Raw genomic sequence first — 26,947 nt, 5'->3', positions numbered from 1 at the left:
TTACTCCGTGCCCACAGGGTCGGCTTGCAGTTTGGTTTCGACTTCTATCGCCGGTTTTGCATCTGGCTTGACCCACCAGGTGTTAATCCCGATGTCGTACTTTGGCGAGACTTTCGGGTGACCGATGTGGTTCCAGTACGCTACGCGCCAGGTCTTGATGTGCCAGTTGGGGATCACGTAATAACCCCATTGCAGCACACGATCCAGCGCACGGGCGTGGGCTACCAGGCTTTTGCGCGAGTCGGCGTTGATCAGATTCTCGACCAGTTGATCGACGATCGGGTCTTTCAAACCCAAGGAATTGCGGCTGCTCGGTTTATCGGCGGCGGCGCTCATCCAGTATTCGCGCTGCTCGTTACCCGGCGAGTTGGACTGCGGGAAGCTGCCGACCATCATGTCGAAGTCCCGCGAACGCACGCGGTTGATGTACTGCGAAACGTCAACGCGGCGAATCACCAGGTCGATGCCGAGGTCGCTGAGGTTGCGTTTGAACGGCAGCAGAACCCGTTCGAATTCGGTCTGTGCGAGGAGGAATTCGATCACCACCGGTTTACCGGTGGCGTCGACCATTTTGTCGTCGACGATTTTCCAGCCGGCCTCTTGCAGCAGTTGATAGGCCTCGCGCTGCTGGGTGCGGATCATGCCGCTGGCGTCAGTCTTCGGATTTTCGAATGCTTCACTGAACACCTGCGCCGGCAGTTTGCTGCGGAACGGCTCGAGGATCGCTCGTTGATCGGCGTCGGGCAGTCCGGTGGCGGCCATTTCCGAGTTTTCGAAATAGCTGCGGGTGCGGAAATAAGCAGCGTTGAACAGTTGTTTGTTGGTCCACTCGAAATCGAACAGCAGGCCGAGCGCCTGACGCACGCGCGCGTCCTGGAACACCGGGCGGCGCAGGTTGTAGACGAAGCCTTGCATGCCGGTCGGGTTGCTGTTGGCGATCTGTTCCTTGATCAAGCGGCCTTCGGTGACGGCCGGGATGTTGTAGGCGTTGGCCCAATTCTTTGCGGTCATTTCCAGCCAGTAATCGAACTGCCCGGCCTTCAAGGCTTCGAGGGCGACGGTGTTGTCGCGGTAGTAATCGGTGGTCATCGTGTCGAAGTTGTAGAAGCCACGGTTGACCGGCAGGTCCTTGCCCCAGTAATCCTTGACCCGCTCGTAACGCACCGAGCGCCCGGCCTTCACTTCGGCGACCTTGTACGGGCCGCTGCCCAGCGGGATTTCCAGGTTGCCCTTGTTGAAGTCGCGATCGGCCCACCAGTGTTTTGGCAGCACCGGCAACTGGCCGAGAATCAGCGGCAACTCGCGGTTGTTGCTGTGCTTGAACTTGAACAGCACCTTGAGCGGGTCTTCAGCGATGACTTCGGAAACGTCGCTGTAGTAGCCGCGAAACATCGGCGAGCCTTCTTTGGTCAGCGTGTTGAAGCTGAACACCACGTCGTCGGCGCGCACCGGATGACCGTCGTGGAAGCGTGCTTCGGGGCGCAGGTAGAAGCGCACCCAGCTGTTGTCCGGGGCCTTTTCGATTTTGCCGGCGATCAGGCCGTATTCGGTGAACGGCTCGTCAAGGCTGTGCTTGGTCAGAGTGTCGTAGATCTGCCCAATGTCATCGGCGGGCACGCCTTTGCTGATAAACGGGTTGAGGCTGTCGAAGCCGCCGAAGCCGGCCTGACGGAAAATGCCGCCCTTGGGCGCATCGGGGTTCACGTAATCGAATTGCTTGAAGTCGGCTGGGTATTTCGGCGGCTCGTTGTACAGGGTCACGGCGTGTTGCGGGGCGGCAAAGGCCAGCCCGGCGAACAGCAAGCCGCTGGCCTGGACGAGCAGGGCGCGGATAGGGTTCATCGATCTTTCTCCGAAGACTTCAGCCACCACGCGCTCAGGCCCAGGGTGTAGGGCGGCGTGGTAACAAAGGCCAACCGGTTGCGGTAGGCCAAACGGTGATAATTGAGGTACCAGTTGGGAATGCTGTAGTGCTGCCAGAGCAGCACGCGGTCGAGCGCCTTGCCGGCGGCGACCTGCTCGTCGCGGGTGCGCGCGGCGAGCAATTGTTCGAGCAGGTGATCGACCACTGGATTGGCGATGCCCGCGTAATTCTTGCTGCCCTTGACGTTCACCTGACTGGAGTGAAAGTACTGCCACTGCTCAAGCCCCGGGCTTAGGGTCTGGTTGAGCGTCATCGAGATCATGTCGAAATCAAATTGATCGAGGCGCTGTTTGTACTGCGCCCGATCCACGGTACGCAGGCGTGCGTCGATGCCGATGCTGTTGAGGTTCTCGATGTAGGGCTGATACAGGCGCTCCAGGTTCGGATTGACCAGCAGCAGCTCGAATCGCAGCGGTTGGCCGGCAGCGTTTTGCAGACGCTGACCATTGAGCTTCCAGCCAGCTTCGGCGAGCAATGCCAATGCCTTGCGCATGGTTTCCCGGGGAATACCGCGACCGTCGGTTTTTGGCAGAGTGAACGGCTCGGTGAACAGCCTGGCCGGCAGTTGATCCTTGTACGGCTTGAGCATCAGCCATTCATGCCCGACCGGCAGGCCGGAGGTTGTGAACTCACTGTTGGGGTAGTAACTGGTGGTGCGCTTGTAGGCATCGCTGAACAGTGCGCGATTGGTCCACTCGAAATCGAACATCAGGCCCAGCGCTTCGCGGGTTTTCACGTCCGAGAACGTCGCCCGGCGGGTGTTCATGAACAGACCCTGACTCTGGGTCGGGATCTGATGCGGGATCTGTGCCTTGATCACATCGCCACGGCGCACGGCAGGGAAGTTGTAGCCGTTGGTCCAGTTCTTCGCCTGATGCTCGATGTAGATGTCGAACTCGCCGGCCTTGAACGCTTCGAAGGCGACATCGCTGTCGCGGTAGAACTCGACTTCCATGCGATCGAAGTTGTACTTGCCGCGATTGACCGGCAGGTCCTTGCCCCAGTAATCCTTGACCCGCTCGAAGATCAACTGCCGGCCCGGCGTCACCGAGGTGATGCGGTAAGGGCCGCTGCCCAGTGGCGGTTCGAAGGTGGTGGCCTTGAAGTCGCGATCTTTCCAGTAATGCTGCGGCAGCACCGGCAATTCGCCGAGGCGCAGGATCAACAGCGGATTGCCCGAGCGCTTGAGCACAAAGCGAATCCGCTGTTTGTTGAGAATGTCGACGCGCAGCACTTCCTGCAGGGCGGTGCGGTACAGCGGGTGACCATCCTTGAGCAACGTTCGATAGGAGAACGCCACGTCGTATGCGGTGATCGGCGTGCCGTCGTGAAAACGCGCCTCGGGACGCAGGTTGAAGACGACCCAGCTGCGATCTTCGCTGTACTCCACCGATTGCGCGATCAAGCCGTAACTCGACGCTGGCTCGTCACCGGATGGCGAATATTGACCGGTGCCGACCATCAACGGCTCGTTCAGCTCATTGATGCCGTACTGGAGGAAATTCGCTGTGGTGACCGGGCTGCTGCCCTTGAACGTGTACGGGTTGACCGTATCGAAGGTGCCGAACGCCATCACCCGCAACGTACCGCCCTTGGGCGCTTGCGGGTTGACCCAGTCGAAGTGGGTAAATCTGGCCGGGTACTTGAGCGTGCCGAACTGCGCATAACCGTGACTTTCGGTAATCGTCGCGCTTGCGGTTGAGCTCAAGGCCAGGCTGATCAGGAGCAGGAGGAGGGGACGCTTCAAGTCAGATCCGATCCAGGCGGCTTGGGCTTTGTGGGCCGTACAGTAACAGCTTGTCTGGACAGGAAAAAGATGCGGGTTAATGCGGGGTTAATCGTTTGCGCGAAGAGCCCCTCACCCTAACCCTCTCCCGGGGGGAGAGGGGACTGACTGTGGTGTCTGGGCGAATTGCACCGACGTGCTGCATCGAGTCGAACTCAAGTTTTCAAAAGCCCCTCACCCTAACCCTCTCCCGGAGGGAGAGGGGGCTGACCGTGGTGTTTGCGAGAGCTGCGCCGACGTGCGATACCGAGTCGAACTCGGATGTTGAACAGCACGGAGATCGGCTCCCTTTCCCCCTCGCCCCCCGTGGGGGAGAGGGCTGGGGTTGATCTGGTCAAACGATACTGGACAAAGTTATAGGGTTTAGGTCATTTCTCATGCTGCCAAGGCTTCCATTGCTACCGGAGTCCGATATCCGTTGTAACTGTGCAGCCTGATCCGATTGTAATAATGGGTCAGGTAGCGCAACACATCGGTACTGGCCTCATCTTCGTTTCGGTAGCCAGCCTTGGGTATCCATTCAGATTTCAAACTGCCAAAGAAACGCTCCATCGGGGCGTTATCCCAGCAGTTTCCTCGTCGACTCATGCTTTGTTTTATGCGCATGTCCGCCAGCGTTTCACGAAACATTTTACTGCTGTAATGACAGCCCTGATCCGAATGGAACATTAGGTTTTCAGGGCGTCCTCGCGACTCGAAAGCCATCTTTAACGCTCGACAGGTCAGAGCTGAATCCGGACTTCTGGACATCGCCCAGCCGACGATGCGGCGGGCATGCAGATCAAGTACAGCAGCCAGATAAACCCAGTAAGTACCGGCCCAAATGTAAGTCACGTCGCCACACCACACTCGATTGGGGGCCTCGACATTGAATTTACGCTCCAGATGATTGGGGGCGTATTGAGCCTCCGCGCCGCTAGGTTTGTAACGATGCCTGCGCCGTTGCTGGCTCTTCAAACCGAGCTCGCGCATCAGGCTACGAGCCATGTAACGACCTACCGACTCTTTTTCGTTACACAGCGCTTTTGACAGGCTGCGCGCGCCCATTGAGCCGCGACTTTGCTCATGTAATTCAGCAGCCTTGATCTTTAGGCGATCGCGCTCGACATCCACTTTCGCCCGCTGTTTCAGACGCTCGTAATAACTGCTGCGGCTGATTCCAAATACGACGCACAACTCGGATCTTGGATATTGCTCGCTTAACTCCTCGACCAGCCTTACCGATCGAGGGAATCCGACATCAAGAGAGCTGTAGCCTTTTTTAAAATTTCCTTTTCGCGCTCAATCCGTCGGATTGTTGTTTCCAGCTCCTGAATGCGTTGTTGGTCAACGGTCATGGCCTTGGACTTCTCAGGCGTCTTGCCGCTGCGCTCCGCACGCAGTTGCTCAACCCAGCGGCGCAGAGCTGTAGGGCCCACGCCCATTGCTTCACAGGCTTCGCTCACCGAATAGTCTTTATCCAAAACCAGGCAAGCCGCGTCCCGTTTGAAATCTGTCGAAAAATAGCGTCTGGTCAAATCACACCTCGTCGTTGGGCGTAGATTACCGCCCTTTAGGGGTGTCCAGAATCATTAAGCCAGATCAGGTGAGGGGGATCGATCTAAAGCACACCACAAAAGCGTGATCCAAAAAAAAGCCCCCGAAAACTCAGGGGCTCTTCATCAGTGCGGCTGATAAACCGTGAGCATCTGCCCAGGCTTGAGTGCCTTGCCCGCACCCGGATTCCAGCGCTTGAGATGCTGCATCTCAACGTTGAAGCGCTTGGCCACGACGTACAGCGTGTCGCCGCGTTTGACCTTGTACTGAGTCTGCTGCGCGCTGTCGTCCTTGCCTTTGCTCTTGCTGTTGGCCGCCACCACCGTGTTGACCCGGCCAGACTTGCGAGCCGGAGCGCGCTTGGTGGTGTCCTGCATCACCAACGTCTGGCCAACCTTGAGGTTCTTGCCAGTCAGCTTGTTCCAGCGTTGCAGATCCTTTACTTCGACCTTGTTGGCCTTGGCAATGGAACCGAGGTTGTCGCCACGCTTCACGCGATAAGCCCGCTTGAGCTTGGCCACTTCCGATGGGTCAGCACCTTCGAACACCGGTTTCAGCGAACGCGGGCTGATCAGCTCGTCAGGCCGCATGGTCTGCAGGCTGGCGGTCAGCAGTTGCGCCTTCGACGTTGGTACCAGCAAATGCTGGGGGCCGTCGATGGTGGTGCGTTGCTTGAAGGCAGGGTTGAGCTGGAACAGTTCGTCTTCGTCGATGTTGGCAACCGCAGCGACCTTGGACAAATCCATGCGCTGGTTGATTTCGACGACCTGGAAGTAGGGTTCGTTGGCGATCGGGTTGAGGTTGACGCCGTAGGCTTCCGGCGCCAGTACCACTTGCGACAATGCCAGCAACTTCGGCACGTAGGCCTGGGTTTCCGCTGGCAGCGGCAGGTTCCAGTAGTCGGTGGGCAGGCCAAGCTTTTCGTTGCGCTCGATGGCGCGGCTGACCGTGCCTTCACCGGCGTTGTACGCGGCCAGAGCCAGCAGCCAGTCGCCGTTGAACATGTCGTGCAGGCGGGTCAGGTAGTCCATCGCTGCCGTGGTCGAAGCGGTGATATCGCGACGGCCATCGTAAAAACGCGTTTGACGCAGGTTGAAGTAACGCCCGGTGGACGGAATGAATTGCCACAGCCCCACTGCATCGGCCCGGGAATAGGCCATCGGGTTGTAGGCGCTTTCAATCACTGGCAGCAGGGCCAGTTCCAGCGGCATGTTGCGTTCTTCGAGGCGTTCGACGATGTAGTGAATATAGAGACTGCCGCGTTCGCCGGCGTTCTCGAGGAAAGAGGGATTGCTGGCGAACCACAGGCGCTGTTGCTCGATGCGCGGGTTGACGCCGAGACCTTCCTGCAACTGAAAGCCCTGGCGCATGCGTTCCCAGATGTCCTGGGGAACCTGTGGGCTGGGCTTTTCGGTCAGCCAGATCGGCTTCTGCTTGGCTCGCGCAGCAATGTTCGGCGTATGGGTCGCTTCAGTCTGCGGAGCATGGCTGGAACAGCCCGCCAGCGTGGCGGACACAGCCACCGCGATGGCTTGCGCCAGGCGGGTCAATGCGTCTGAATTGACGGACTTACGTATGGATGACGACATTGGCTGGAAGTAAGTTCCGGGCAAAAATGTCGGGCGATTCTAGAAAGCGCACCCCCCTAGGTCAACCACTCAGAATTTTTGTACCAAGTGGCGGGGCACTTAGAACTTATCTTTCCAGGCCCGCAGAGCCGCAAATACCTCACTCGGCGCCCGGTTTTGAGCGCCTGCCCGTTCGTCCACTTTTTGTGTAACCAATGTTTCAGAGGTACGCAAAAACGGGTTTGTGAGCTTTTCCAAGGCCAGGGTCGAGGGCAGGGTCATCACGCCGTTTTGCCGTTGCTGGCTGACTTTTTCCAGACGGGCGGCAATGTCCGGGTTGCCCGGTTCGACGGCAGCGGCAAACTTGAGATTGCTCAGGGTGTATTCATGCGTGCAGTAGACCAGCGTATCTTCGGGCAAAGCGGCGAGGCGGCTGAGCGAGTGGTGCATTTGCTCCGGCGTGCCTTCGAACAAACGGCCGCAACCGGCAGCGAACAGCGTGTCGCCGCAGAACAGCAGGCCGTGGTGGTAATAGGCAATGTGTCCCAAGGTGTGACCGGGCACCGCATAGACGTCGAAGTCCCAGCCGAGCACGCTGACCGTGTCGTTGTCCTTGAGCGCCACATCGCGCGCCGGAATGTTTTCGCTGGCCGGGCCGTAGACCTTGGCGCCGGTCGCCGCTTTCAGGCGTTCGACGCCGCCGACATGATCATGATGGTGGTGGGTGATCAGAATATCGCTCAACACCCAGCCCGGATGCGCTTTGAGCCACGCCTGTACCGGTGCGGCATCGCCCGGATCGACCACCGCGCAGCGCTGGGTGCGGTGATCCTGTAACAACCAGATGTAGTTATCGGTGAACGCGGGCAGGGCACTGATCTGTATCATCGTCGGAATTCGCCAAGCGGAAAACATTGGCGCATCTTAGTAGTTCCTGGCGCTTTGGAGAATGCGATGAGTGATAAAGCGTTCGCACAGGCTGATCCTGACTGGCTGGCCCTGATCGGCGCAGCCCGTGAATGGCTGTCCGGCCCGCTCGGGCAATTTCTGCTCGATGAAGAGCGGCGCATGCTCGAAGACGAGTTGGGCCGGTTCTTCGGCGGTTATCTGGTGCATTACGGCCCCTCGGCCGAAACTCCGCCGGCGGCGCCGCAAGTGCAGCGCAACGTTCGCCTCGGTGCGCCGTTACCGGGGGTCGAGATTGTCTGCGAAGAGCAAGCCTGGCCGCTGAGCGAGCATGCTGCCGATGTGGTGGTGATGCAGCACGGTCTGGATTTCTGCCTGTCGCCCCACGGATTGCTGCGTGAAGCGGCGAGTAGCGTGCGCCCCGGCGGGCATTTGCTGATCATCGGCATCAACCCGTGGAGCACCTGGGGTCTGCGCCATGTTTTCGCCCACGACGCCCTGCGAAAGGCACGCTGTATCTCGCCGTCGCGGGTCGCCGACTGGCTCAATCTGCTGGGCTTTGCGCTGGAGAAACGCCGCTTCGGGTGCTATCGTCCGCCGCTCGCGTCACCCAAGTGGCAGGCCCGTCTGGCTGGCTGGGAGCGTAAGGCCGGTGACTGGCAACTGTCGGGTGGCGGCTTCTATTTACTGGTCGCGCGCAAGATAGTGGTCGGGCTGCGGCCGTTGCGTCAGGAACGTCGCGAGCCGATGGGCAAGCTGATTCCGCTGCCGATGGCCAAGGTCAACCGTCGCCGCATCGAACCGTAAACCTTCTTTTTATAAGTGGCCGGACTTGTTCCGGCCTCGGTCATTGTCGATCCGTGATCGGCAAGACAGGTATTTTTCTGGATAGAGTGGCATGAGCGAAAGCGTTGAAAGCGTCGACACCGTAGAGCTGTTCACCGACGGTGCCTGCAAAGGCAATCCCGGCCCGGGCGGCTGGGGCGCCTTGTTGGTGTGCAAGGGCGTCGAAAAGGAACTGTGGGGCGGCGAAGCCAACACCACCAACAACCGCATGGAACTGCTCGGCGCCATCCGTGGCCTCGAAGCCTTGAAGCGTCCGTGCGAAGTGCTGCTGGTGACTGACTCGCAGTATGTGATGAAGGGCATCAACGAGTGGATGGCCAACTGGAAGAAGCGCGGCTGGAAAACCGCGGCCAAAGAGCCGGTGAAGAACGCTGATCTGTGGAAAGAGCTGGATGAGCAGGTCAACCGCCACAAGGTCACCTGGAAATGGGTGCGTGGGCATATTGGCCATCATGGTAACGAGCGGGCGGACCAGTTAGCTAACCGTGGGGTGGATGAGGTTCGCGGTTACAAGCAGAGCTGAATTTGTCGTTACACCGTGGCGCGGCCTTCGCGAGCAGGCTCGCTCCCACAGGGAAATGTATTCCAAATCTGATGCCCCTTCCCTGAATTGGGATGCATTCCAATGTGGGAGCGAGCCTGCTCGCGAATGGGGCGCCACGGTCTGACTGAAACACCCCGCCGAGCGTGTTAACATCCGCGTTTTTTGCAAGATCGACCCGTTGAGAGCTGAACACTGATGGCCACCAGATCCGTTGTACTCGATACCGAAACCACCGGCATGCCGGTGACCGATGGTCACCGGATCATTGAAATCGGTTGCGTCGAACTGATGGGGCGGCGTCTGACCGGCCGGCATTTTCACGTTTATCTGCAGCCGGATCGCGAGAGTGATGAAGGCGCCATCGGTGTTCACGGCATCACCAACGAATTCCTGGTCGGCAAGCCGCGCTTTGCCGAAGTCGCCGATGAGTTTTTCGAGTTCATCAAAGGCGCGCAGCTGATCATCCACAACGCGGCGTTCGACGTTGGCTTCATCAACAACGAATTCGCGCTGATGGGCCAGCATGATCGCGCCGACATCACCCAGCACTGCTCGATCCTCGACACCCTGATGATGGCCCGGGAACGTCACCCGGGGCAGCGCAACAGCCTCGATGCGTTGTGCAAACGTTATGGCGTCGACAACTCCGGCCGTGAACTGCACGGCGCTTTGCTCGACTCGGAGATTCTCGCCGACGTCTACCTGACCATGACCGGTGGCCAGACCAGTCTGTCGCTGGCGGGCAATGCGTCTGACGGCAATGGTACGGGCGATGGCGCGGACAACTCGGCGACCGAGATTCGTCGTCTGCCGGCGGATCGCCAACCAGCGCGAATCATTCGTGCGACGGAAGAGGAGCTGGCAGCGCATCTGGTGCGGCTGGAAATTATTGCCAAGTCGGCGGGTGGGCCGGCGATGTGGACGCAGATCGCCGAAGCTGACGCCCAGGCTTGAGAGACCAAAAGATCGCAGCCCAGGCTGCGATCTTTGCTTTTGGCGCCATGAAGCCAACTGGCCACCCTCGCCACATTCGCTGCAACCCTCTACCCTGAGTGCATTGGCAGATTCAAACCTGCCGCCTCGGGACACTGAGCCTCATGTACAAAGATTTGAAGTTTCCGGTGTTGATCGTTCATCGCGATATCAAGGCCGACACGGTCGCCGGTGATCGTATCCGTGGCATCGCCCGGGAGTTGGAGCAGGAAGGTTTCAATATCGTTTCGGCCATCGACTACGCCGAAGGGCGGCTGGTGGCATCGACCCACCACGGTCTCGCGTGCATGTTGATTGCCGCCGAGGACGCCAGCACCAATTCGCATCTGTTGCAGAACATGGCCGAACTGATCGGCCTGGCGCGGGTGCGTGCGCCGGATCTACCGATCTTCGCCCTCGGTGAGCAAGTCACCCTGGAAAACGCCCCGGCCGACGCCATGGCCGAGCTCAATCAGTTGCGCGGCATTCTCTATCTGTTCGAGGACACCGTGCCGTTTCTGGCGCGGCAAGTGGCGCGGGCGGCGCGCAAATATCTGGATGGCTTGCTGCCACCGTTTTTCAAGGCGCTGGTGCAGCACACCGCCGATTCCAACTATTCCTGGCACACGCCCGGGCATGGCGGCGGTGTGGCGTATCACAAAAGTCCGGTAGGGCAGGCGTTTCACCAGTTCTTTGGTGAAAACACTTTGCGTTCGGATTTGTCGGTGTCGGTGCCAGAGCTTGGTTCGCTGCTCGATCACACCGGGCCGCTCGCCGAAGCCGAAGCGCGTGCAGCACGCAATTTCGGCGCCGATCACACCTTTTTCGTGATCAATGGCACCTCGACCGCCAACAAGATTGTCTGGCATTCGATGGTTGCGCGCGATGATCTGGTGCTGGTCGATCGCAACTGCCACAAGTCGGTATTGCACGCGATCATCATGACCGGTGCGATTCCCCTGTACCTGTGCCCGGAGCGCAATGAGCTGGGAATTATCGGGCCGATTCCGCTGAGCGAATTCAGCCGCGAATCGATTCAAGCGAAGATCGATGCCAGCCCGCTGACCAAGGGCCGTGCGCCGAAAGTCAAACTCGCCGTGGTCACCAATTCGACCTACGACGGCCTCTGCTACAACGCCGAGCTGATCAAGCAAAGCCTCGGCAACAGCGTCGAAGTGCTGCATTTCGACGAAGCCTGGTACGCCTATGCGGCGTTTCATGAGTTCTTCGCCGGTCGCTACGGCATGGCCACCTCACGCAGCGCAGACAGCCCGCTGGTGTTCACCACGCATTCCACGCACAAACTGCTGGCGGCGTTCAGTCAGGCGTCGATGATTCATGTACAGGACGGCGGCGCGCGGCAACTCGACCGCGACCGTTTCAATGAAGCGTTCATGATGCACATCTCGACCTCGCCGCAGTACAGCATCATCGCTTCGCTGGATGTGGCCTCGGCAATGATGGAAGGCCCGGCCGGACGTTCACTGTTGCAGGAAACCTTTGATGAAGCGCTGAGCTTCCGCCGCGCGCTGGCAAATCTGCGTCAGCACATCGCCGCTGATGATTGGTGGTTTTCGATCTGGCAGCCGCCGGGTGTCGAAGGTATTGATCGTGTGCAAACCGAGGACTGGTTATTGCAACCTGATGCCGAATGGCACGGTTTTGGCGAAGTCAGTGACGATTACGTCTTGCTCGACCCGATCAAGGTCACGCTGGTGATGCCGGGGCTAAACGCCGGCGGTGCGCTGAGCGAGAAGGGCATCCCGGCGGCGGTGGTCAGCAAGTTCCTCTGGGAGCGTGGGCTGGTGGTGGAGAAAACCGGGTTGTATTCGTTCCTGGTGCTGTTCTCGATGGGCATCACCAAAGGCAAATGGAGCACGCTGCTCACCGAATTGCTGGAATTCAAACGCAGCTACGACGCCAACGTGCGTTTGGAAACTTGCCTGCCGTGTGTGGCACAGCAAGACACCGCACGTTATCGCGGCATGGGTCTGCGCGATTTGTGCGATCAGTTGCACGCCTGCTACCGCAGCAACGCCACGGCCAAACACCTCAAGCGCATGTACACCGTGCTACCGGAAATCGCCATGAAACCTGCTCACGCTTACGATCATCTGGTGCGCGGCGAAGTCGAGGCAGTGCCCATTGATGAGTTGGAGGGGCGCATCGCCGCGGTGATGCTGGTGCCGTATCCGCCGGGGATTCCGCTGATCATGCCCGGCGAACGCTTTACCGAATCGACCCGCTCGATTATTGATTACCTGAAATTTGCTCGCACGTTCGATAGCAGCTTCCCCGGTTTTGTCGCGGATGTGCATGGATTGCAGCACGAAGATGAGGGCAATGGACGGCAGTACACCGTCGATTGCGTCAAGGAATGAGGACTTTTCCCAGTATGCAACCGGTCATGAATCCGAAATACCCCGGGCTGTCGGTGCGCGTCGCCGATGAAGGCTTTGCGCCGTATATCTGGGGCAGCGACTTCAGTTTCGAGGTCGCCGCCTATGGCGCCGCCGTGATTGGCCAGCCTGTCGAGCAGTGGCGGGTGACGCCGATCGTGCCGTACCGCAAATGCTACGGCATCGACCCCGAGGAGTTCAGTGCTTTCCACAACGCGCCGGATAGCGCGATTTTCATGGCCTATCTCGACGATGAGCCGGTCGGCCATCTGGTGATCAGCACCAACTGGAACGGCTTCGCGCATATCGATGAGCTAGCGGTGCATGCGCCGGCCCGGCGCCATGGTGTGGCTAAAGCGCTGCTTGATGTGGCGCAGTTCTGGAGTCGCAAGAAGAAACTGCCGGGGATCATGCTCGAAACCCAGAACAACAACCTCGGCGCCTGTCGATTGTATGAGCGTTGCGGCTACGTGATTGGCGGTGTTGACCAGTTGCGCTATCGCGGCATTGATCCGAACACCGCCGAAGTGGCGCTGTTCTGGTATCGATTGTTCGATAACCCGCTGGAGAACTCGCTCAGCTCGCCAGCATCGCCTCGGCTTGTTCCGTGATGATCGCCAGTAACGTCTGAATCGCCGATGCTGGCGCAGCGTGCTTGAAGGTCAGGGCGTAGAGGCTGATCGGCACGGCCGGCGACAGCGGGCAGACATCCAGCCCGGCGGCGCGCGCGCCCAGTGCGGTAAACGGGTCGACGATGGCCAGGCCTTCGCCGGCCTCGACCATGCTGCGCATCATCTGATGGGTTTGCACGCGGGTCTGGATGTTTGGTGCCGGGCGCAGCGCGTGGAGTTTGTTTTCCAGTGCCGGGCTCAACGGGTCCTGGCCTTCGAGGCCGACCATCGCTTGACCGGCCAGATCCGGCAGGGAAATGTATTTCTGTTTCGGTTGCAGCCAGCCGTGAGGCGCGAGCAGTTGCAGCTTGCCCTGGGCCAGTGGCCGGCAATCAATGTCGGGATGTTCGGGATCGTGCAGGCTCAAGCCCAGATCGCTGTCGCGCAATAACAGGCTGCGGACGATATCGCGGGTCGGCGCACTGAGCAGGCTGCACGGTGCATCCGGCAGACGTCGGCGCAGGGCGGCGAGACTTTGTGGCAGTAATTGCTGCGCCAGCGGCGGGGTGCCGATGATGCGCACAGGTGGGGCGAGGTATTGCTTGAGGCTGCTGGCCAGCCGTTGCACGGGTTCCAGCGCTTCATAAACGTGGGCGATTTCCACCTGCAACGCACGTGCTTCGGGCGTCGATTGCAAGCGTCCACGCACGCTGGCGAACAGCATGAACCCCAACTGACTCTCGGCTTCGCGCAAACGCTCTTCGACCTCGGTCACCGGCAACTGCAACCATTCGGCGGCGGTGCCAAGGTGACCGGTCTGCAAGAGCGCCTGAATCACTTCGATATGACGTAAACGCATGCGTGAAGTCCATGTTCAGCAGGTGGGGTCAGTGGCTGAATCCTACCCCAAGTCTGCGCATATGACTTCTGCTCATAACGGTCAGTTATGAAGCGACGGTTGGCTCGGGTTCACGCGTCAGGGTGATACCTGACTGGACCAGGAGAAACTCGTTCTCGCTGACCTTGTTGACGCGATCGCCAATCGCCAGTTTGTAAATCGGCTCCGAGCCAGTGGAACCGTCTGCCGACGGGTTGGATTCCTGGAACTCATGCACGGAATAAACGCGGCCTTCCGCATCTCTTGCATGGAACTGACCGACGAGTACTGCTGCCATCTGCTTAGAACCTCTGGAGATAAAACGCTTGATTTGCGGCTTGGTAGACCGCCATCAAGGCCTGTAAGTTTTCCTACAGGAAAAAAATAATCAGCTCGCGGGAATTTCCCATCGTGTGCTGGTGGAATCGCCACCGGATCATCTATAACTACGGGCTCCTCCCACGGACCATCGAGAGTCTTCCATGAGCAATGTCTACAACGTCGCTGTAGTGGTCGGTAGCCTGCGTAAAGCATCGATCAATCGTAAAGTCGCCCTGGCACTGGCGGAGCTGGCCCCGGCCAACCTCAAGCTTGAGATTGTCGAAATTGGCGATCTGCCTCTTTATAACGAAGACATCGACGGTGATTCACCGCCGGCAGCCTACAGCACTTTCCGGGAAAAAGTGGGTTCATCCGACGCGGTGCTGTTTGTTACGCCTGAATACAACCGTTCGGTGCCCGCACCGTTGAAGAATGCCATTGACGTCGGTTCGCGGCCTTACGGCAAAGCTGTCTGGAGTGGTAAGCCGGGCGCGGTGATCAGTGTATCGCCCGGCGCGATCGGTGGTTTTGGTGCAAATCAGCATCTGCGTCAGTCGTTCGTGTTTCTCAATGTGCCGTGCATGCAGCAGCCTGAAGCGTATCTGGGTGGCGCGGGTTCGGCGTTTGATGAGGCGGGCAAGTTGAGTGAGTCGGTGAAACCTTTTCTGCAAAGTTTTATCAATGCCTACGGTCAATTCGTAGAGCAACACAAGAAGTAACTTCACCGAAATCCCCTGTGGGAGCGAGCCTGCTCGCGAAGGCGTCGTCAGCCTTTGCATCAATGGCGACTGACAGTGCGCTTTCGCGAGCAGGCTCGCTCCCACAGGTTATCTTTCTGGCTCGGCACTCGTCGTGGCCTTTTTACCTCACTCTTTGAAGGCTGTTGCGGATGCTCGCTGCGTCACTGATTTTCCTGCTGACCATTACCCTTGTCATCTGGCAACCCAAAGGCCTCGGCGTCGGCTGGAGTGCGACGCTGGGCGCCGTGCTGGCGCTGATCTTCGGCGTTGTGCACCTGAGCGATATCCCGCTGGTGTGGCAGATCATCTGGAATGCCACCGGCACCTTCGTCGCGCTGATCATCATCAGCCTGCTGCTCGACGAAGCCGGTTTCTTCAATTGGGCCGCATTGCACGTGGCGCGCTGGGGGCGCGGCAGTGGGCGCAAGCTGTTTGCCTTTATGGTGCTGCTCGGCGCTCTGGTGTCGGCGTTGTTCGCCAATGACGGTGCGGCGCTGATTCTCACCCCGATCGTGATTTCGATGTTGCTGGCGCTACGGTTTTCCCCGGCGGCGACGTTGGCGTTCGTCATGGGCGCGGGGTTTATCGCGGACACCGCGAGCCTGCCGCTGGTGGTGTCGAATCTGGTCAACATCGTTTCGGCGGACTTCTTTCACATCGGCTTCAATCGCTACGCGGCGGTGATGGTGCCGGTGAACTTCGTCAGCGTCGCGGCAACGCTGGGTATGTTGCTGTGGTTTTTCCGTCGCGACATTCTAGCGTCGTACGACCCTGAGCAACTCGAACATCCCGAAACCGCGATCCACGATAAAGCCACGTTTTACGCCGGTTGGGTGGTGTTGGTGATTCTGCTGATCGGTTGTTTCGCGCTAGAACCCTTGGGCATTCCGATCAGTGCGATTTCCGCCGTGTGCGCCGCGCTGTTGCTGGGCATCGCCGCCCGTGGCCACAAGATTTCCACGCGCAAGGTGATGAAAGAAGCGCCGTGGCAGATCGTGATTTTCTCGTTGGGCATGTATCTGGTGGTGTATGGCCTGCGTAACGCCGGGCTGACCGGGTATCTGGCCGGTTGGCTGGATGTCTTCGCAGGTCACGGCGTGTGGGGCGCGGCCATGGGCACGGGGGTGCTGACGGCGTTGCTGTCGTCGATCATGAATAACTTGCCGACGGTGTTGATTGGTTTGTTGTCGATTGATGCCAGTCAGGCGAGCGGGGTGGTCAAGGAGGCGATGATTTATGCCAACGTGATCGGCAGTGACCTGGGGCCGAAGATCACGCCGATTGGCAGCCTGGCCACGTTGTTGTGGCTGCATGTGCTGGAGCGCAAGGGGATACACATTGGCTGGGGGTATTACTTCAGGGTCGGGATTGTGCTGACGGTGCCAGTGTTATTGGTGACGTTGGCGGCTTTGGCTGTGCGGCTTTCCCTATAAACCGAGTCGGCTCATTCGCGAGCAGGCTCGCTCCCACAGGGGAATGTGTTACCTCTCCCATATTTGAAATGCGGTCCAAATGTGGGAGCGAGCCTGCTCGCGAAGAGGCCGGGTCTGGCACTAAAAACTTCAGGCCTGGCCGGGGACATTCGGCCAAAGATCCGATACCAGAAACAACCGCTCCGCCTCTTCCCATTCCCCCCGCGCATTCTCGGTCAGGCGCACCATCAGCTGTGCCGGTGCCAGCGGCTCCAGGTCTTCCAGCCACATCCGTAAATGTTCCAAAGTCCACGTCTGATCCGCCGGATAATGCGCCGGCGCCAGCCAGGCATGGCGGGGCAGGGGTTGCCAGCGCCCGGCCGGGCGTTGCGCGACAAACGCCGGCCAATCCTTCTGATGCAACCAGCTACCGCGCAAATGCTGCGGATGTGCGCCGCTCGGTGATTCAGCCTGTCCCGGCCACGGGTACAACAAATAACCACCCAGCCACAGCTGCGCGCTAAACACTTCGATATCCAGTGCCGCCAGCACTTCGCGGCTTTCCGGACGTGCCGAGATCGGCAACTGATGTTCGGCCAGGTGCGCCAGTTTGCGATCGAGCCGATCATGACAACCCGGTCCCAGCCACTGCGCCGGATCACGGCCGTCGCCATTCTGCGGGCCGAGGTAGAGCTTGATCGCCAGTTCGAGGTGATGCACGCCATCGCGGTCACGCAGCAGCATATCCAGTTCACCGAGAGTGTGGCCTTCGCGGCGGATCGGCAGGTTGGCGGCGATCAGTTCGATGCCCGGCGCATGCTCTACGGCAAACTGCCACAGCCGTTCGTAATACAGGCCCAGACGCCGCGTGCGCGCCTGCGACAACCAATGCAGCAAGCCATAACTGTCGCGATCCAACTGACGCAGCCAGAGTTCCAGACGTTCAGGATCGTGCACCCATTCACTACCCGCCAGCGGATGGCGCTGCGGCCACGGTGTGGTGGCGAGCATCGGCGGGGCGAGGATCACCCACGCCAGATCGCGCACTTCCGGGTGGCGTAATTGGTGGGGCAACTGCAGCAAGTCAGGAAATAGGATCATCTTGCGAGCATAGCCGCAAACTCGAGCACACCCTTGAGGCTGAAAGGATTTTGTCTATCGCAGGCTTTCGCCCATAATCGTGCTTTTCGCGTTTTCGATTGTCCGCAGAGGTCCCATGGAGCAATTTCGTAATATCGGCATCATCGGTCGCCTGGGCAGTTCCCAGGTGCTGGATACCGTCCGCCGACTGAAACGGTTTCTGCTCGATCGTCACCTGCATGTGATCCTCGAAGACACCATCGCCGAAGTTCTGCCGGGCCACGGCCTGCAAACCTCGTCGCGCAAGATGCTCGGCGAAGTCTGCGACATGGTCATCGTCGTCGGCGGTGACGGCAGCTTGCTCGGCGCCGCGCGGGCGCTGGCCAAACACAATATTCCGGTGCTCGGTATCAACCGTGGCAGCCTCGGTTTCCTCACCGATATTCGCCCGGACGAGCTGGAAGTCGAAGTCGCCAAGGTGCTCGACGGCCATTATCTGGTGGAAAACCGCTTCCTGCTGCAAGCCGAAGTGCGCCGGCATGCCGAGGCTATCGGCCAAGGCGATGCGCTCAATGATGTGGTGCTGCACCCGGGCAAATCGACGCGGATGATCGAGTTCGAACTGTATATCGACGGCCAGTTCGTCTGCAGCCAGAAGGCCGACGGCCTGATCGTCGCCACGCCGACCGGTTCCACCGCGTACGCGCTGTCTGCCGGCGGGCCGATCATGCATCCCAAGCTCGATGCCATTGTGATCGTGCCGATGTACCCCCATATGTTGTCCAGTAGGCCAATTGTGGTCGATGGCAACAGTGAGCTGAAAATCGTCGTGTCGAAAAACATGCAGATTTACCCGCAAGTCTCCTGCGACGGGCAGAACCATTTCACCTGCGCGCCGGGCGACACCATCACCGTCAGCAAAAAAGCGCAGAAGCTGCGGCTGATTCATCCGCTCGACCACAACTACTACGAAGTCTGCCGGACCAAGCTCGGCTGGGGCAGCAAGCTGGGCGGTGGAGGCGACTGATGCTCGATCCCGCGCGCAGTTATGACCTGATTGGTGACGTGCACGGATGCGCTCTGACCCTCGAACACTTGCTGGACCGTCTCGGTTATCACAAGCAAGGCGGGGTCTGGCGGCATCCATCGCGCATGGCCGTGTTCGTCGGCGACATCATCGACCGTGGCCCGCGCATTCGCGAAGCGCTGCACATCGTCCACGACATGGTCGAGGCCGGTCAGGCCTTGTGCATCATGGGCAACCACGAATTCAACGCGTTGGGCTGGAGCACCCCGGCGCTACCGGGCAGCGGCAAGCAGTTCGTGCGCGAACACACGCCGCGCCACGCACGCCTGCTGCACGAAACCCTGACCCAATTCGAAGATCATCCCGGCGACTGGCATGATTTCCAGCGCTGGTTCTATGAGCTGCCGCTGTTTGTCGACGCCGGGCGCTTCCGGGTGGTGCATGCCTGTTGGGATGCCGGTCTGATCGAACCGCTGCGCGCGCTGTTCCCCAATGGCTGCATCGATGAACACTTCCTGCAGGCCTCGGCGGTGCCGGACAGTTTCGCCTGCACCGTGTTCGACCGTCTGCTGCGCGGCACCGACATGCGCCTTCCCGATGGTCTGACCATGACCAGTGGTGACGGTCTGGTGCGCTCGTTCTTCCGCACCAAGTTCTGGGAAGACGACCCGAAAACCTACGGCGACATCGTCTTCCAGCCCGATGCATTGCCGGAACCGGTCGCCCAGACTCCGCTGACGTCCAGCGAAAAAAACAACCTGCTGCGCTACGGCGTCGACGAGCCGTTGCTGTTCGTCGGCCACTATTGGCGCAGCGGCAAACCGGCGCCGATCCGCCCGAATCTCGCGTGTCTGGATTACAGCGCGGTGCTCTACGGCAAACTGGTCGCCTATCGTCTGGATCAGGAAACACGTCTGGATCCGCATAAATTTGTCTGGGTCGATGTCGAGCGGCCGGAGGTGCTGCAATGAGTGCGGTAGCGGTATTGCGTCTGCCGTTGGCAGTCGATCTGAGCGGTTTCGTCAAACTGCTGCAACGCATGCAGGTGCCGCATCGCGTCAGCGAAGAGGCGGGCGAGCAAGTGTTGTGGGCGCCGGCGGAAATCAGCGAAGACGTGCGCTCCTTGTACGAACGCTTCCCGGCGGGCGATCCCGATCAGCAAATGGACATCCCCGTCGCGCCGACCTTCAAGCGGCCGAGCTTTGCCGAGCAACTGAAATACGCCAAGGCCACAGGGTTCATCCTGTTGCTCTGCCTGATCGTTGGCGGATTGACGTACCTCGGTGAGAACCTGCAAACCCTGCGCTGGCTGACTTTCCTCGATTTTCAGGTAGTCGGCGAATACATTCGTTTCACACCGTTGGCCGACAGTCTGGCGGCGGGGCAGTGGTGGCGGCTGGTCACGCCGATGCTGATCCACTTCGGCATCCTCCACCTGGCCATGAACGGCATGTGGTATTGGGAGCTGGGCCGGCGTATCGAGTCGCGCCAGGGCAGTATCAACCTGATCGGCCTGACGCTGCTGTTCAGCCTCGTTTCCAACTATGCGCAGTTTGTCTGGAGCGGCGCGACCTTGTTCGGTGGTCTGTCCGGCGTACTTTACGGTTTGCTCGGGCATTGCTGGATCTTCCAGCTGCTGGCGCCGAACCCGGCCTATCGTCTGCCGCGTGGCGTGCTGGTGATGATGCTGGTGTGGTTGCTGGTGTGCATGTCCGGGCTGATCTCGATGATCGGTTTCGGCGAAATCGCCAACGCCGCCCACGTCGGCGGGTTACTCATCGGATGCTTCACCGGTTTGTTGGGCGGTTTGTATAACCGCCGTAAACTGGCGGCCTGACATTTTTCTGCAGATAAAGAGCACGGAGACCCTGATGTCCTCTTTTAACGACATGATCAACAACATCACCCCGGACATCTACGAGAGTCTGAAACTGGCCGTGGAAATCGGCAAATGGTCCGACGGTGGCAAGCTCACAGCCGAGCAGCGCGAGCTGTCGTTGCAGGCGATGATCGCTTGGGAAATCCAGAACCTGCCTGAAGATCAGCGCACCGGTTACATGGGCCCGCAGGAATGTGCGTCGAAGTCGATCGAAGTGCCGAACATCCTGTTCAAGTCGGATGCCATCCATTGATCGAGATTGGCCGCGGTGCAATCAGCAAAATGTCGGCGCGCCTGGACGGGCCAAACGTGCAATACGCGTTTCGTCTGGATGATGTCGAGGTGCCGGTCAACCCGTTGATCGGCACCACGGTGCGTCTGGAGTATCTGGGGGCGATCCACTGCACCCATTGCGGGCGCAAGACCAAAACCAGTTTCAGTCAGGGCTATTGCTACCCGTGCATGACCAAACTGGCGCAGTGCGATCTGTGCATCATGAGCCCGGAGCGCTGCCACTATGACGCCGGCACGTGCCGCGACCCTGCTTGGGGCGAGCAGTTCTGCATGACCGATCACGTGGTTTACCTGTCCAATTCGTCGGGCATCAAGGTTGGCATCACTCGTGCTACGCAACTGCCGACTCGCTGGATCGATCAGGGTGCGTGTCAGGCATTGCCGATCATGCGCGTGTCGACACGTCAGCAATCGGGCTTCGTCGAAGATTTGTTCCGTAGCCAGGTGGCTGATAAAACCAACTGGCGCGCGTTGCTCAAGGGCGATGCGGCGGCGGTCGATCTGGCGCAGGTACGTGACCAGTTATTCGAAAGCTGCGCCGAAGGCCTGCAAGGTTTGCAGGAGCGATTCGGCCTACAAGCCATTCAGACGATTGCCGATGTCGAACCGCTGGAAATCCGCTACCCGGTCGAGCAATACCCGGCCAAGATCGTCAGCTTCAACCTGGACAAGAACCCGATTGCCGAAGGCACGCTGCTGGGGATCAAGGGCCAGTACCTGATCTTCGACACCGGCGTGATCAACATTCGCAAGTACACGGCCTATCAGCTCGCCGTGCATCAATAAGGACGCCAGCATGCGCACCGAACAACCGAAGATGATTTACCTGAAGGACTATCAGGCGCCCGAATACCTGATCGATGAAACACACCTGACCTTCGAGTTGTTCGAGGATCACAGCCTGGTGCACGCGCAATTGGTCATGCGCCGCAACCCGGCGCGTGGCCCGGGCCTGCCGCCGTTGGTACTCGATGGCCAGCAGCTGGAATTGTTGTCTGTGAGTCTGGCCGATCAGGCGCTGTCTGACGGTGAGTATCAGTTGACCGAAAACCACCTGACCCTGCAACCGGCCAGCGAGACCTTCACGCTCGACACCAGCGTCAGGATCCACCCGGAAACCAACACCGCACTGGAAGGCCTGTACAAGTCCGGCACGATGTTCTGCACCCAGTGCGAGGCCGAAGGTTTCCGCAAGATCACTTATTACCTCGACCGCCCGGACGTGATGAGCAAGTTCACCACCACCGTGGTCGCCGAGCAGCACAGCTATCCGGTGCTGCTGTCCAACGGCAACCCGATCGCCTCGGGCCCGGGCGAAGACGGCCGGCACTGGGCTACGTGGGAAGACCCGTTCATGAAACCGGCGTACCTGTTCGCGCTGGTGGCCGGTGATTTGTGGTGCGTTGAAGACACCTTTACCACCATGACCCAGCGCAACGTCGCGCTGCGCATTTACGTCGAGCCGGAAAACATCGACAAGTGCCAGCACGCGATGAACAGCCTGAAGAAGTCGATGCGCTGGGACGAAGAGGTCTACGGTCGCGAGTACGATCTGGACATCTTCATGATCGTCGCCGTGAATGACTTCAACATGGGCGCGATGGAGAACAAAGGCCTCAACATCTTCAACTCCAGTGCCGTACTGGCCCGTGCCGAAACCGCGACCGACGCTGCGCACCAGCGCGTTGAAGCAATCGTCGCCCACGAATACTTCCACAACTGGTCGGGCAACCGCGTGACTTGCCGCGACTGGTTCCAGCTGTCGCTGAAAGAAGGCTTCACGGTGTTCCGTGATTCCGGCTTCTCTGCTGACATGAACTCGGCCACGGTCAAGCGCATTCAGGACGTGGCTTATCTTCGCACCCACCAGTTCGCCGAAGATGCCGGCCCGATGGCTCACGCCGTGCGCCCGGACAGCTTCATCGAAATCTCCAACTTCTACACCCTGACCGTTTATGAGAAGGGTTCGGAAGTGGTTGGCATGATCCACACCTTGCTCGGCGCCGAAGGCTTCCGTAAGGGCAGCGATCTGTACTTCGAACGTCATGACGGTCAAGCGGTGACCTGCGACGACTTCATCAAGGCCATGGAAGATGCCAACGGCGTCGATCTGACCCAGTTCAAGCGCTGGTACAGCCAGGCTGGCACGCCGCGTCTGGCGGTGAACGAGTCTTACGATGCCGCTGCGAAAACCTACAGCCTGACCTTCCGCCAGAGCTGCCCGGAAACCCCGGACAAAGTTGAAAAACTGCCGTTCGTGATTCCGGTCGAACTCGGCCTGCTCGACAGCCAAGGCAACGAGATTGCCCTGCGCCTGAGCGGTGAAGCTTCGGCACAAGGCACCACCCGCGTGATCTCGGTGACTGAAGCCGAGCAGACCTTCACTTTCGTTGACATCGCTGAACAGCCGCTGCCATCGCTGCTGCGCGGTTTCTCGGCACCGGTGAAGCTGAGCTTCCCGTACAACCGCGATCAGTTGATGTTCCTGATGCAGCACGACAGCGACGGCTTCAATCGTTGGGATGCCGGTCAGCAACTGTCGGTGCAGGTCCTGCAAGAGTTGATCGGCCAGCAGCAGAAGGGCGAGAGCCTGAAGCTCGACCCGCGCCTGGTGTCGGCGCTGCGCACGGTGCTCTCGGACGAATCGCTCGATCAGGCCATGGTCGCCGAAATGCTCTCGCTGCCGGGTGAGGCGTACCTCACTGAAATCAGCGAAGTGGCTGACGTCGATGCGATCCATATCGCTCGCGAGTTCGCTCGCCAGCAATTGGCTGAAGGTTTGTTCGAGGCGCTGTGGCTGCGTTATCAGGCCAACCGTGATTTGTCGAAGAAGACTCCGTACGTGGCCGAAGCCGAGCATTTCGCCCGTCGCGCGCTGCAGAACATTGCGCTGTCGTACCTGATGCTCAGCGGCAAGCCGGAAGTCCTCGCGGCGGCGCTGGAGCAGTTCGAAGCGGCCGACAACATGACCGAGCGGCTGACCGCGCTGGCGGTGTTGGTCAACTCGCCGTTCGAAGAGCAGAAAGCTCTGGCGCTGGCCAGTTTCGCCGAGCACTTCAAGGACAACCCGCTGGTCATGGATCAGTGGTTCAGCGTGCAGGCCGGCAGCACTTTGCCGGGCGGCCTGGAACGTGTGAAGGCGTTGATGCAGCACCCGGCGTTCAACATCAAGAACCCGAACAAGGTGCGTGCATTGGTCGGCGCGTTTGCCGGGCAGAACCTGATCAACTTCCACGCGGCCGATGGCTCGGGTTATCGCTTCCTCGCGGATCTGGTGATCGAGCTGAACGGCTTCAACCCGCAGATCGCTTCGCGCCAACTGGCGCCGCTGACCCGCTGGCGCAAATACGACAGCGCGCGGCAGGCGCTGATGAAGGGCGAGCTGGAGCGGATTCGGGCTTCGGGGCAGTTGTCGAGTGATGTGTATGAGGTGGTGAGCAAGAGCCTGGCTTGATACCTGTGGTGGGGCTTTCCCTAACCCTCTCCCGGAGGGAGAGGGAACTGACCGGGTTGGATAGACGAGTTACGCCGACCTGAAAGTCCTGAGTCGAACTCAGGATCTGAAAGGCCCCCAATCTGCTCCCTTTCCCCCTCTACCCCTTGGCGGAGAGGGCTGGGGTGAGGGGGTAGGATTTCAGCACCACCACACCCCCCAAACCATACACACAAAAAAACGCCGCATTAAAAAATGCGGCGTTTTCACTTCCCAAAAAATTACTTCAGGTCAAACCGGTCCAGGTTGGTGACCTTCGTCCAGGCCGCGACGAAGTCTTTGACGAACTGCTCCTTCGCATCCGAACTGGCATACACCTCAGCCAACGCCCTTAATTGCGCGTTGGAACCAAACACCAGATCCACCCGCGTCGCCGTCCATTTCACGCTACCGGTTTTACGATCACGCCCCTCGAACTCATCGGCATCCCTTGAAGTCGGCTTCCACTCCACCCCCATGTCCAACAGGTTGGTGAAGAAGTCATTGGTCAGCGCCTCGGTCTGCGAGGTGAACACGCCATGCCGGGTCTGCCCGACGTTGGTATTCAACACCCGCAAACCACCTAGCAACACAGTCATTTCCGGTGCGGTGAGGGTCAGCAATTGCGCCTTGTCGATCAGCAGCGCCTCGGCCGACACGGTGTATTTGCCTTTGCTGTAGTTGCGGAAGCCATCGGCAATCGGTTCAAGGAAACCGAACGAGTCGACATCGGTTTGCTCTTGGCTGGCATCCGTACGTCCCGGAGTGAACGGCACCGTGACCGAATGGCCGGCATTTTTCGCTGCTTGTTCGACGCCGGCATTCCCGGCCAACACGATCAGGTCTGCCAGCGAGACTTTCTTGCCAGCGGCTCCGCCATTGAACTCGTTCTGAATGCCTTCAAGGGTTTGCAGCACCTGGGCCAGTTGTTCAGGCTGGTTGGCCTGCCAGAACTTCTGCGGTGCCAGACGCAGACGACCACCGTTGGCGCCGCCGCGCTTGTCTGAACCACGGAACGTCGAGGCCGCTGCCCACGCGGTCGAGACCAGTTGCGACACCGACAGTCCCGAAGCGAGGACTTTGCTTTTCAGTGCAGCAGCATCGCTGTCGTCGATCAACGGGTGAGTGACATCAGGAATCGGGTCCTGCCACAGCAGCTCTTCGTTCGGCAGTTCCGGGCCGAGGTAGCGCGACAGCGGGCCCATGTCGCGGTGGATCAGTTTGTACCAGGCACGGGCGAAGGCGTCGGCCAGTTGATCCGGGTTGGCGAGGAAGCGCCGGGAGATCTGCTCGTAGGCCGGGTCGAAACGCAACGCCAGGTCAGACGTCAGCATGGTTGGATCAATGCGTTTGTTCGGGTCGTGGGCGTGGGGAATCGTCCCGGCGCCGGCGCCGTTTTTCGGTTTCCACTGATGCGCACCGGCCGGACTCTTGCTTAGCTCCCACTCGAAGCCGAACAGGTTTTCCAGGTAATTGTTGCTCCACTTTGTCGGTGTGGTGGTCCAGGTTACTTCCAGGCCGCTGGTAATGGTGTCGCCACCCTTGCCGGTGCCGAAGGCGTTACGCCAGCCGAGGCCTTGTTCTTCGAGGCCGGCCGCTTCCGGCTCTGGCCCGACGTTATCGGCAGGGCCGGCGCCGTGGGTTTTCCCGAAGGCGTGACCGCCAGCGATCAACGCTACGGTTTCTTCATCGTTCATGGCCATGCGGCCAAAGGTTTCGCGGATGTCACGGGCTGAGGCGACCGGGTCCGGATTGCCTTCAGGACCTTCAGGGTTCACATAGATCAGGCCCATTTGCACCGCAGCCAGCGGGTTTTCCAGATTGCGTTCGCCCTGATCGGTGCGGCTCTCTTCTTTGCCATGCAAATCCGGTTCAGCCACCAGCGTGCCGTCGCCGGGCTCCTGCATGGCGGACTTGTCTTTGCCGTAACGGCTGTCGCCGCCCAGCCATTCGTGTTCCGAACCCCAGTAGACATCTTCGTCCGGCTCCCACACATCGGGGCGGCCACCGGAGAAGCCAAAGGTTTTGAAACCCATGGATTCCAGCGCGACGTTACCCGTGAGAACGATCAGGTCGGCCCAGGAAATGTTGCGGCCATATTTCTGCTTGATCGGCCACAGCAGGCGCCGGGCCTTGTCGAGGCTGACGTTGTCCGGCCAGCTGTTCAGTGGCGCAAAACGTTGCTGACCGGAGCCGGCGCCACCACGGCCATCGGCGGTGCGATAAGTGCCAGCGCTGTGCCAGGCCATGCGGATGAAGAGGGGGCCGTAGTGGCCGAAGTCGGCTGGCCACCAGTCCTGAGAGTCGGTCATCAGCGCATTGAGATCTTGTTTCAGGGCTTGAAAGTCGAGGCTTTTGAAGGCTTTGGCGTAGTCGAAGTCCTTGCCCAACGGATCGGACTTGGGCGAGTGCTGACTCAGAATTTTCAGGTTGAGTTGATTCGGCCACCAGTCACGGTTCGTCGTACCACCACCGGCTGCGTGGTTGAACGGGCATTTCGATTCGTTTGCCATGTTCGGGTCCTTATCAGGTCTGCTACGGCCGGCTCGTGCCGACTTCGGACTAGTAAGGCTAGACCCGACTTGGGGAGTCAGCTAATAGGCCGACTATTGGAGGCTGATAGGCAAAGTCTTTCAGCTTCTTTCGGAGCGCTTCACGGATGAGCCGAAAGTGGCTGCCTGCTTGAAACATGCGTTGTTGAGCCTCTGCAAAAAACAAAATGTGAAAATCGGGATGACAGGAAGAAATGTTAT

The 26,947-nt window shown here is 59.6% G+C and carries 22 protein-coding genes; 13 read left to right on the top strand and 9 right to left on the bottom strand.

What is annotated here, in order from left to right; translation table 11 throughout:
• From ACRRSD_RS03425 to gloB, 5 genes are all read right to left on the bottom strand, one after another.
• The gene (locus ACRRSD_RS03425) at positions 1-1,842 is read right to left on the bottom strand and encodes an extracellular solute-binding protein (RefSeq protein WP_435037119.1); all 1,842 of its coding nucleotides are present in this window, start codon (positions 1,840-1,842) and stop codon (positions 1-3) included.
• A complete protein-coding gene (locus ACRRSD_RS03420) occupies positions 1,839-3,671 on the bottom strand; it encodes an extracellular solute-binding protein (RefSeq protein ID WP_435037118.1) in 1,833 nt (610 codons plus the stop codon). Before ACRRSD_RS03420 ends, ACRRSD_RS03425 begins: the two co-directional genes overlap by 4 nt.
• Before the next feature lie 414 nt (positions 3,672-4,085).
• A protein-coding gene (locus tag ACRRSD_RS03415) for an IS3 family transposase (protein WP_435034309.1) occupies positions 4,086-5,227 on the bottom strand; the annotation gives its coding sequence in 2 pieces (ribosomal slippage) (positions 4,086-4,966 and positions 4,966-5,227; 1,143 coding nt in all).
• Between the two features lie 144 nt (positions 5,228-5,371).
• The gene (locus ACRRSD_RS03410) at positions 5,372-6,835 is read right to left on the bottom strand and encodes a transglycosylase SLT domain-containing protein (protein ID WP_038366034.1); all 1,464 of its coding nucleotides are present in this window, start codon (positions 6,833-6,835) and stop codon (positions 5,372-5,374) included.
• A 99-nt stretch (positions 6,836-6,934) separates the two neighbouring features.
• Positions 6,935-7,702 carry a hydroxyacylglutathione hydrolase gene (gloB, locus tag ACRRSD_RS03405; protein WP_435037117.1) on the bottom strand — a complete coding sequence of 256 codons (768 nt, stop codon included), beginning with the start codon at positions 7,700-7,702 and terminating at the stop codon, positions 6,935-6,937.
• A 66-nt stretch (positions 7,703-7,768) separates the two neighbouring features.
• Here gloB and ACRRSD_RS03400 point away from each other — a divergent pair, with 66 nt between their 5' ends.
• The 5 genes from ACRRSD_RS03400 to ACRRSD_RS03380 all read left to right on the top strand — a co-directional run bounded on the left by ACRRSD_RS03400 (position 7,769) and on the right by ACRRSD_RS03380 (position 13,092).
• The gene (locus ACRRSD_RS03400; protein WP_038366031.1) at positions 7,769-8,527 is read left to right on the top strand and encodes a class I SAM-dependent methyltransferase; all 759 of its coding nucleotides are present in this window, start codon (positions 7,769-7,771) and stop codon (positions 8,525-8,527) included.
• A gap of 91 nt (positions 8,528-8,618) precedes the next feature.
• The gene (gene rnhA / locus ACRRSD_RS03395; RefSeq protein ID WP_007910572.1) at positions 8,619-9,089 is read left to right on the top strand and encodes a ribonuclease HI; all 471 of its coding nucleotides are present in this window, start codon (positions 8,619-8,621) and stop codon (positions 9,087-9,089) included.
• A 216-nt stretch (positions 9,090-9,305) separates the two neighbouring features.
• Positions 9,306-10,064: a DNA polymerase III subunit epsilon gene (gene dnaQ, locus ACRRSD_RS03390; protein ID WP_435037116.1), complete on the top strand. Its 759-nt coding sequence runs from the start codon at positions 9,306-9,308 to the stop codon at positions 10,062-10,064.
• Positions 10,065-10,207: 143 nt separating this feature from the next.
• On the top strand, positions 10,208-12,463 hold the full coding sequence (locus tag ACRRSD_RS03385; protein WP_435037115.1) for an Orn/Lys/Arg decarboxylase N-terminal domain-containing protein: 2,256 nt from the start codon (positions 10,208-10,210) through the stop codon (positions 12,461-12,463).
• Between the two features lie 14 nt (positions 12,464-12,477).
• Positions 12,478-13,092, top strand: a complete 615-nt coding sequence (locus ACRRSD_RS03380; protein ID WP_102899182.1) for a GNAT family N-acetyltransferase — start codon at positions 12,478-12,480, stop codon at positions 13,090-13,092.
• Here ACRRSD_RS03380 and ACRRSD_RS03375 read toward each other — a convergent pair.
• Entirely contained in the window at positions 13,058-13,951 is an 894-nt protein-coding gene (locus ACRRSD_RS03375; RefSeq protein WP_435037114.1) for a LysR substrate-binding domain-containing protein, read from the bottom strand. The genes ACRRSD_RS03380 and ACRRSD_RS03375 overlap by 35 nt on opposite strands.
• Positions 13,952-14,036: 85 nt before the next feature.
• The gene (locus tag ACRRSD_RS03370; RefSeq protein WP_007910567.1) at positions 14,037-14,267 is read right to left on the bottom strand and encodes a hypothetical protein; all 231 of its coding nucleotides are present in this window, start codon (positions 14,265-14,267) and stop codon (positions 14,037-14,039) included.
• 184 nt (positions 14,268-14,451) lie between these two features.
• On the opposite strand from ACRRSD_RS03370, the gene ACRRSD_RS03365 reads away from it, so the two are divergent.
• Positions 14,452-15,009: an NADPH-dependent FMN reductase gene (locus tag ACRRSD_RS03365; RefSeq protein ID WP_007910565.1), complete on the top strand. Its 558-nt coding sequence runs from the start codon at positions 14,452-14,454 to the stop codon at positions 15,007-15,009.
• Positions 15,010-15,179: 170 nt separating this feature from the next.
• Positions 15,180-16,463, top strand: a complete 1,284-nt coding sequence (locus ACRRSD_RS03360) for an arsenic transporter (RefSeq protein ID WP_435037113.1) — start codon at positions 15,180-15,182, stop codon at positions 16,461-16,463.
• Between the two features lie 129 nt (positions 16,464-16,592).
• Here the strand turns inward: ACRRSD_RS03360 and ACRRSD_RS03355 are convergent, their stop codons facing one another.
• Entirely contained in the window at positions 16,593-17,543 is a 951-nt protein-coding gene (locus tag ACRRSD_RS03355; RefSeq protein WP_435037112.1) for a DUF1853 family protein, read from the bottom strand.
• A 115-nt stretch (positions 17,544-17,658) separates the two neighbouring features.
• Here ACRRSD_RS03355 and ACRRSD_RS03350 point away from each other — a divergent pair, with 115 nt between their 5' ends.
• From ACRRSD_RS03350 to pepN, 6 genes are read left to right on the top strand one after another with little or no spacing between them, the layout of a single operon-like run.
• On the top strand, positions 17,659-18,549 hold the full coding sequence (locus tag ACRRSD_RS03350; RefSeq protein WP_003224174.1) for an NAD(+) kinase: 891 nt from the start codon (positions 17,659-17,661) through the stop codon (positions 18,547-18,549).
• Positions 18,549-19,520: a metallophosphoesterase gene (locus ACRRSD_RS03345; protein ID WP_435037111.1), complete on the top strand. Its 972-nt coding sequence runs from the start codon at positions 18,549-18,551 to the stop codon at positions 19,518-19,520. Before ACRRSD_RS03350 ends, ACRRSD_RS03345 begins: the two co-directional genes overlap by 1 nt.
• On the top strand, positions 19,517-20,386 hold the full coding sequence (locus ACRRSD_RS03340) for a rhomboid family intramembrane serine protease (protein ID WP_435037110.1): 870 nt from the start codon (positions 19,517-19,519) through the stop codon (positions 20,384-20,386). Before ACRRSD_RS03345 ends, ACRRSD_RS03340 begins: the two co-directional genes overlap by 4 nt.
• Before the next feature lie 34 nt (positions 20,387-20,420).
• On the top strand, positions 20,421-20,681 hold the full coding sequence (locus ACRRSD_RS03335; protein WP_007919229.1) for a YeaC family protein: 261 nt from the start codon (positions 20,421-20,423) through the stop codon (positions 20,679-20,681).
• Positions 20,678-21,508 carry a DUF2797 domain-containing protein gene (locus ACRRSD_RS03330; protein WP_007919231.1) on the top strand — a complete coding sequence of 277 codons (831 nt, stop codon included), beginning with the start codon at positions 20,678-20,680 and terminating at the stop codon, positions 21,506-21,508. The genes ACRRSD_RS03335 and ACRRSD_RS03330 overlap by 4 nt, the downstream gene beginning before the upstream one ends.
• 10 nt (positions 21,509-21,518) lie before the next feature.
• The gene (gene pepN / locus ACRRSD_RS03325; protein WP_435037109.1) at positions 21,519-24,176 is read left to right on the top strand and encodes an aminopeptidase N; all 2,658 of its coding nucleotides are present in this window, start codon (positions 21,519-21,521) and stop codon (positions 24,174-24,176) included.
• A gap of 260 nt (positions 24,177-24,436) precedes the next feature.
• Here the strand turns inward: pepN and katG are convergent, their stop codons facing one another.
• Positions 24,437-26,707: a catalase/peroxidase HPI gene (gene katG, locus ACRRSD_RS03320; RefSeq protein ID WP_435037108.1), complete on the bottom strand. Its 2,271-nt coding sequence runs from the start codon at positions 26,705-26,707 to the stop codon at positions 24,437-24,439.
• Positions 26,708-26,947: the final 240 nt, after the last annotated feature.

This window comes from Pseudomonas neuropathica (assembly GCF_051174785.1).
Lineage (GTDB): Bacteria > Pseudomonadota > Gammaproteobacteria > Pseudomonadales > Pseudomonadaceae > Aquipseudomonas > Aquipseudomonas neuropathica_A.
The sequence above is the reverse complement of the archived record's forward strand: the minus strand, read 5'-3'. Positions and strand labels throughout refer to the sequence as shown.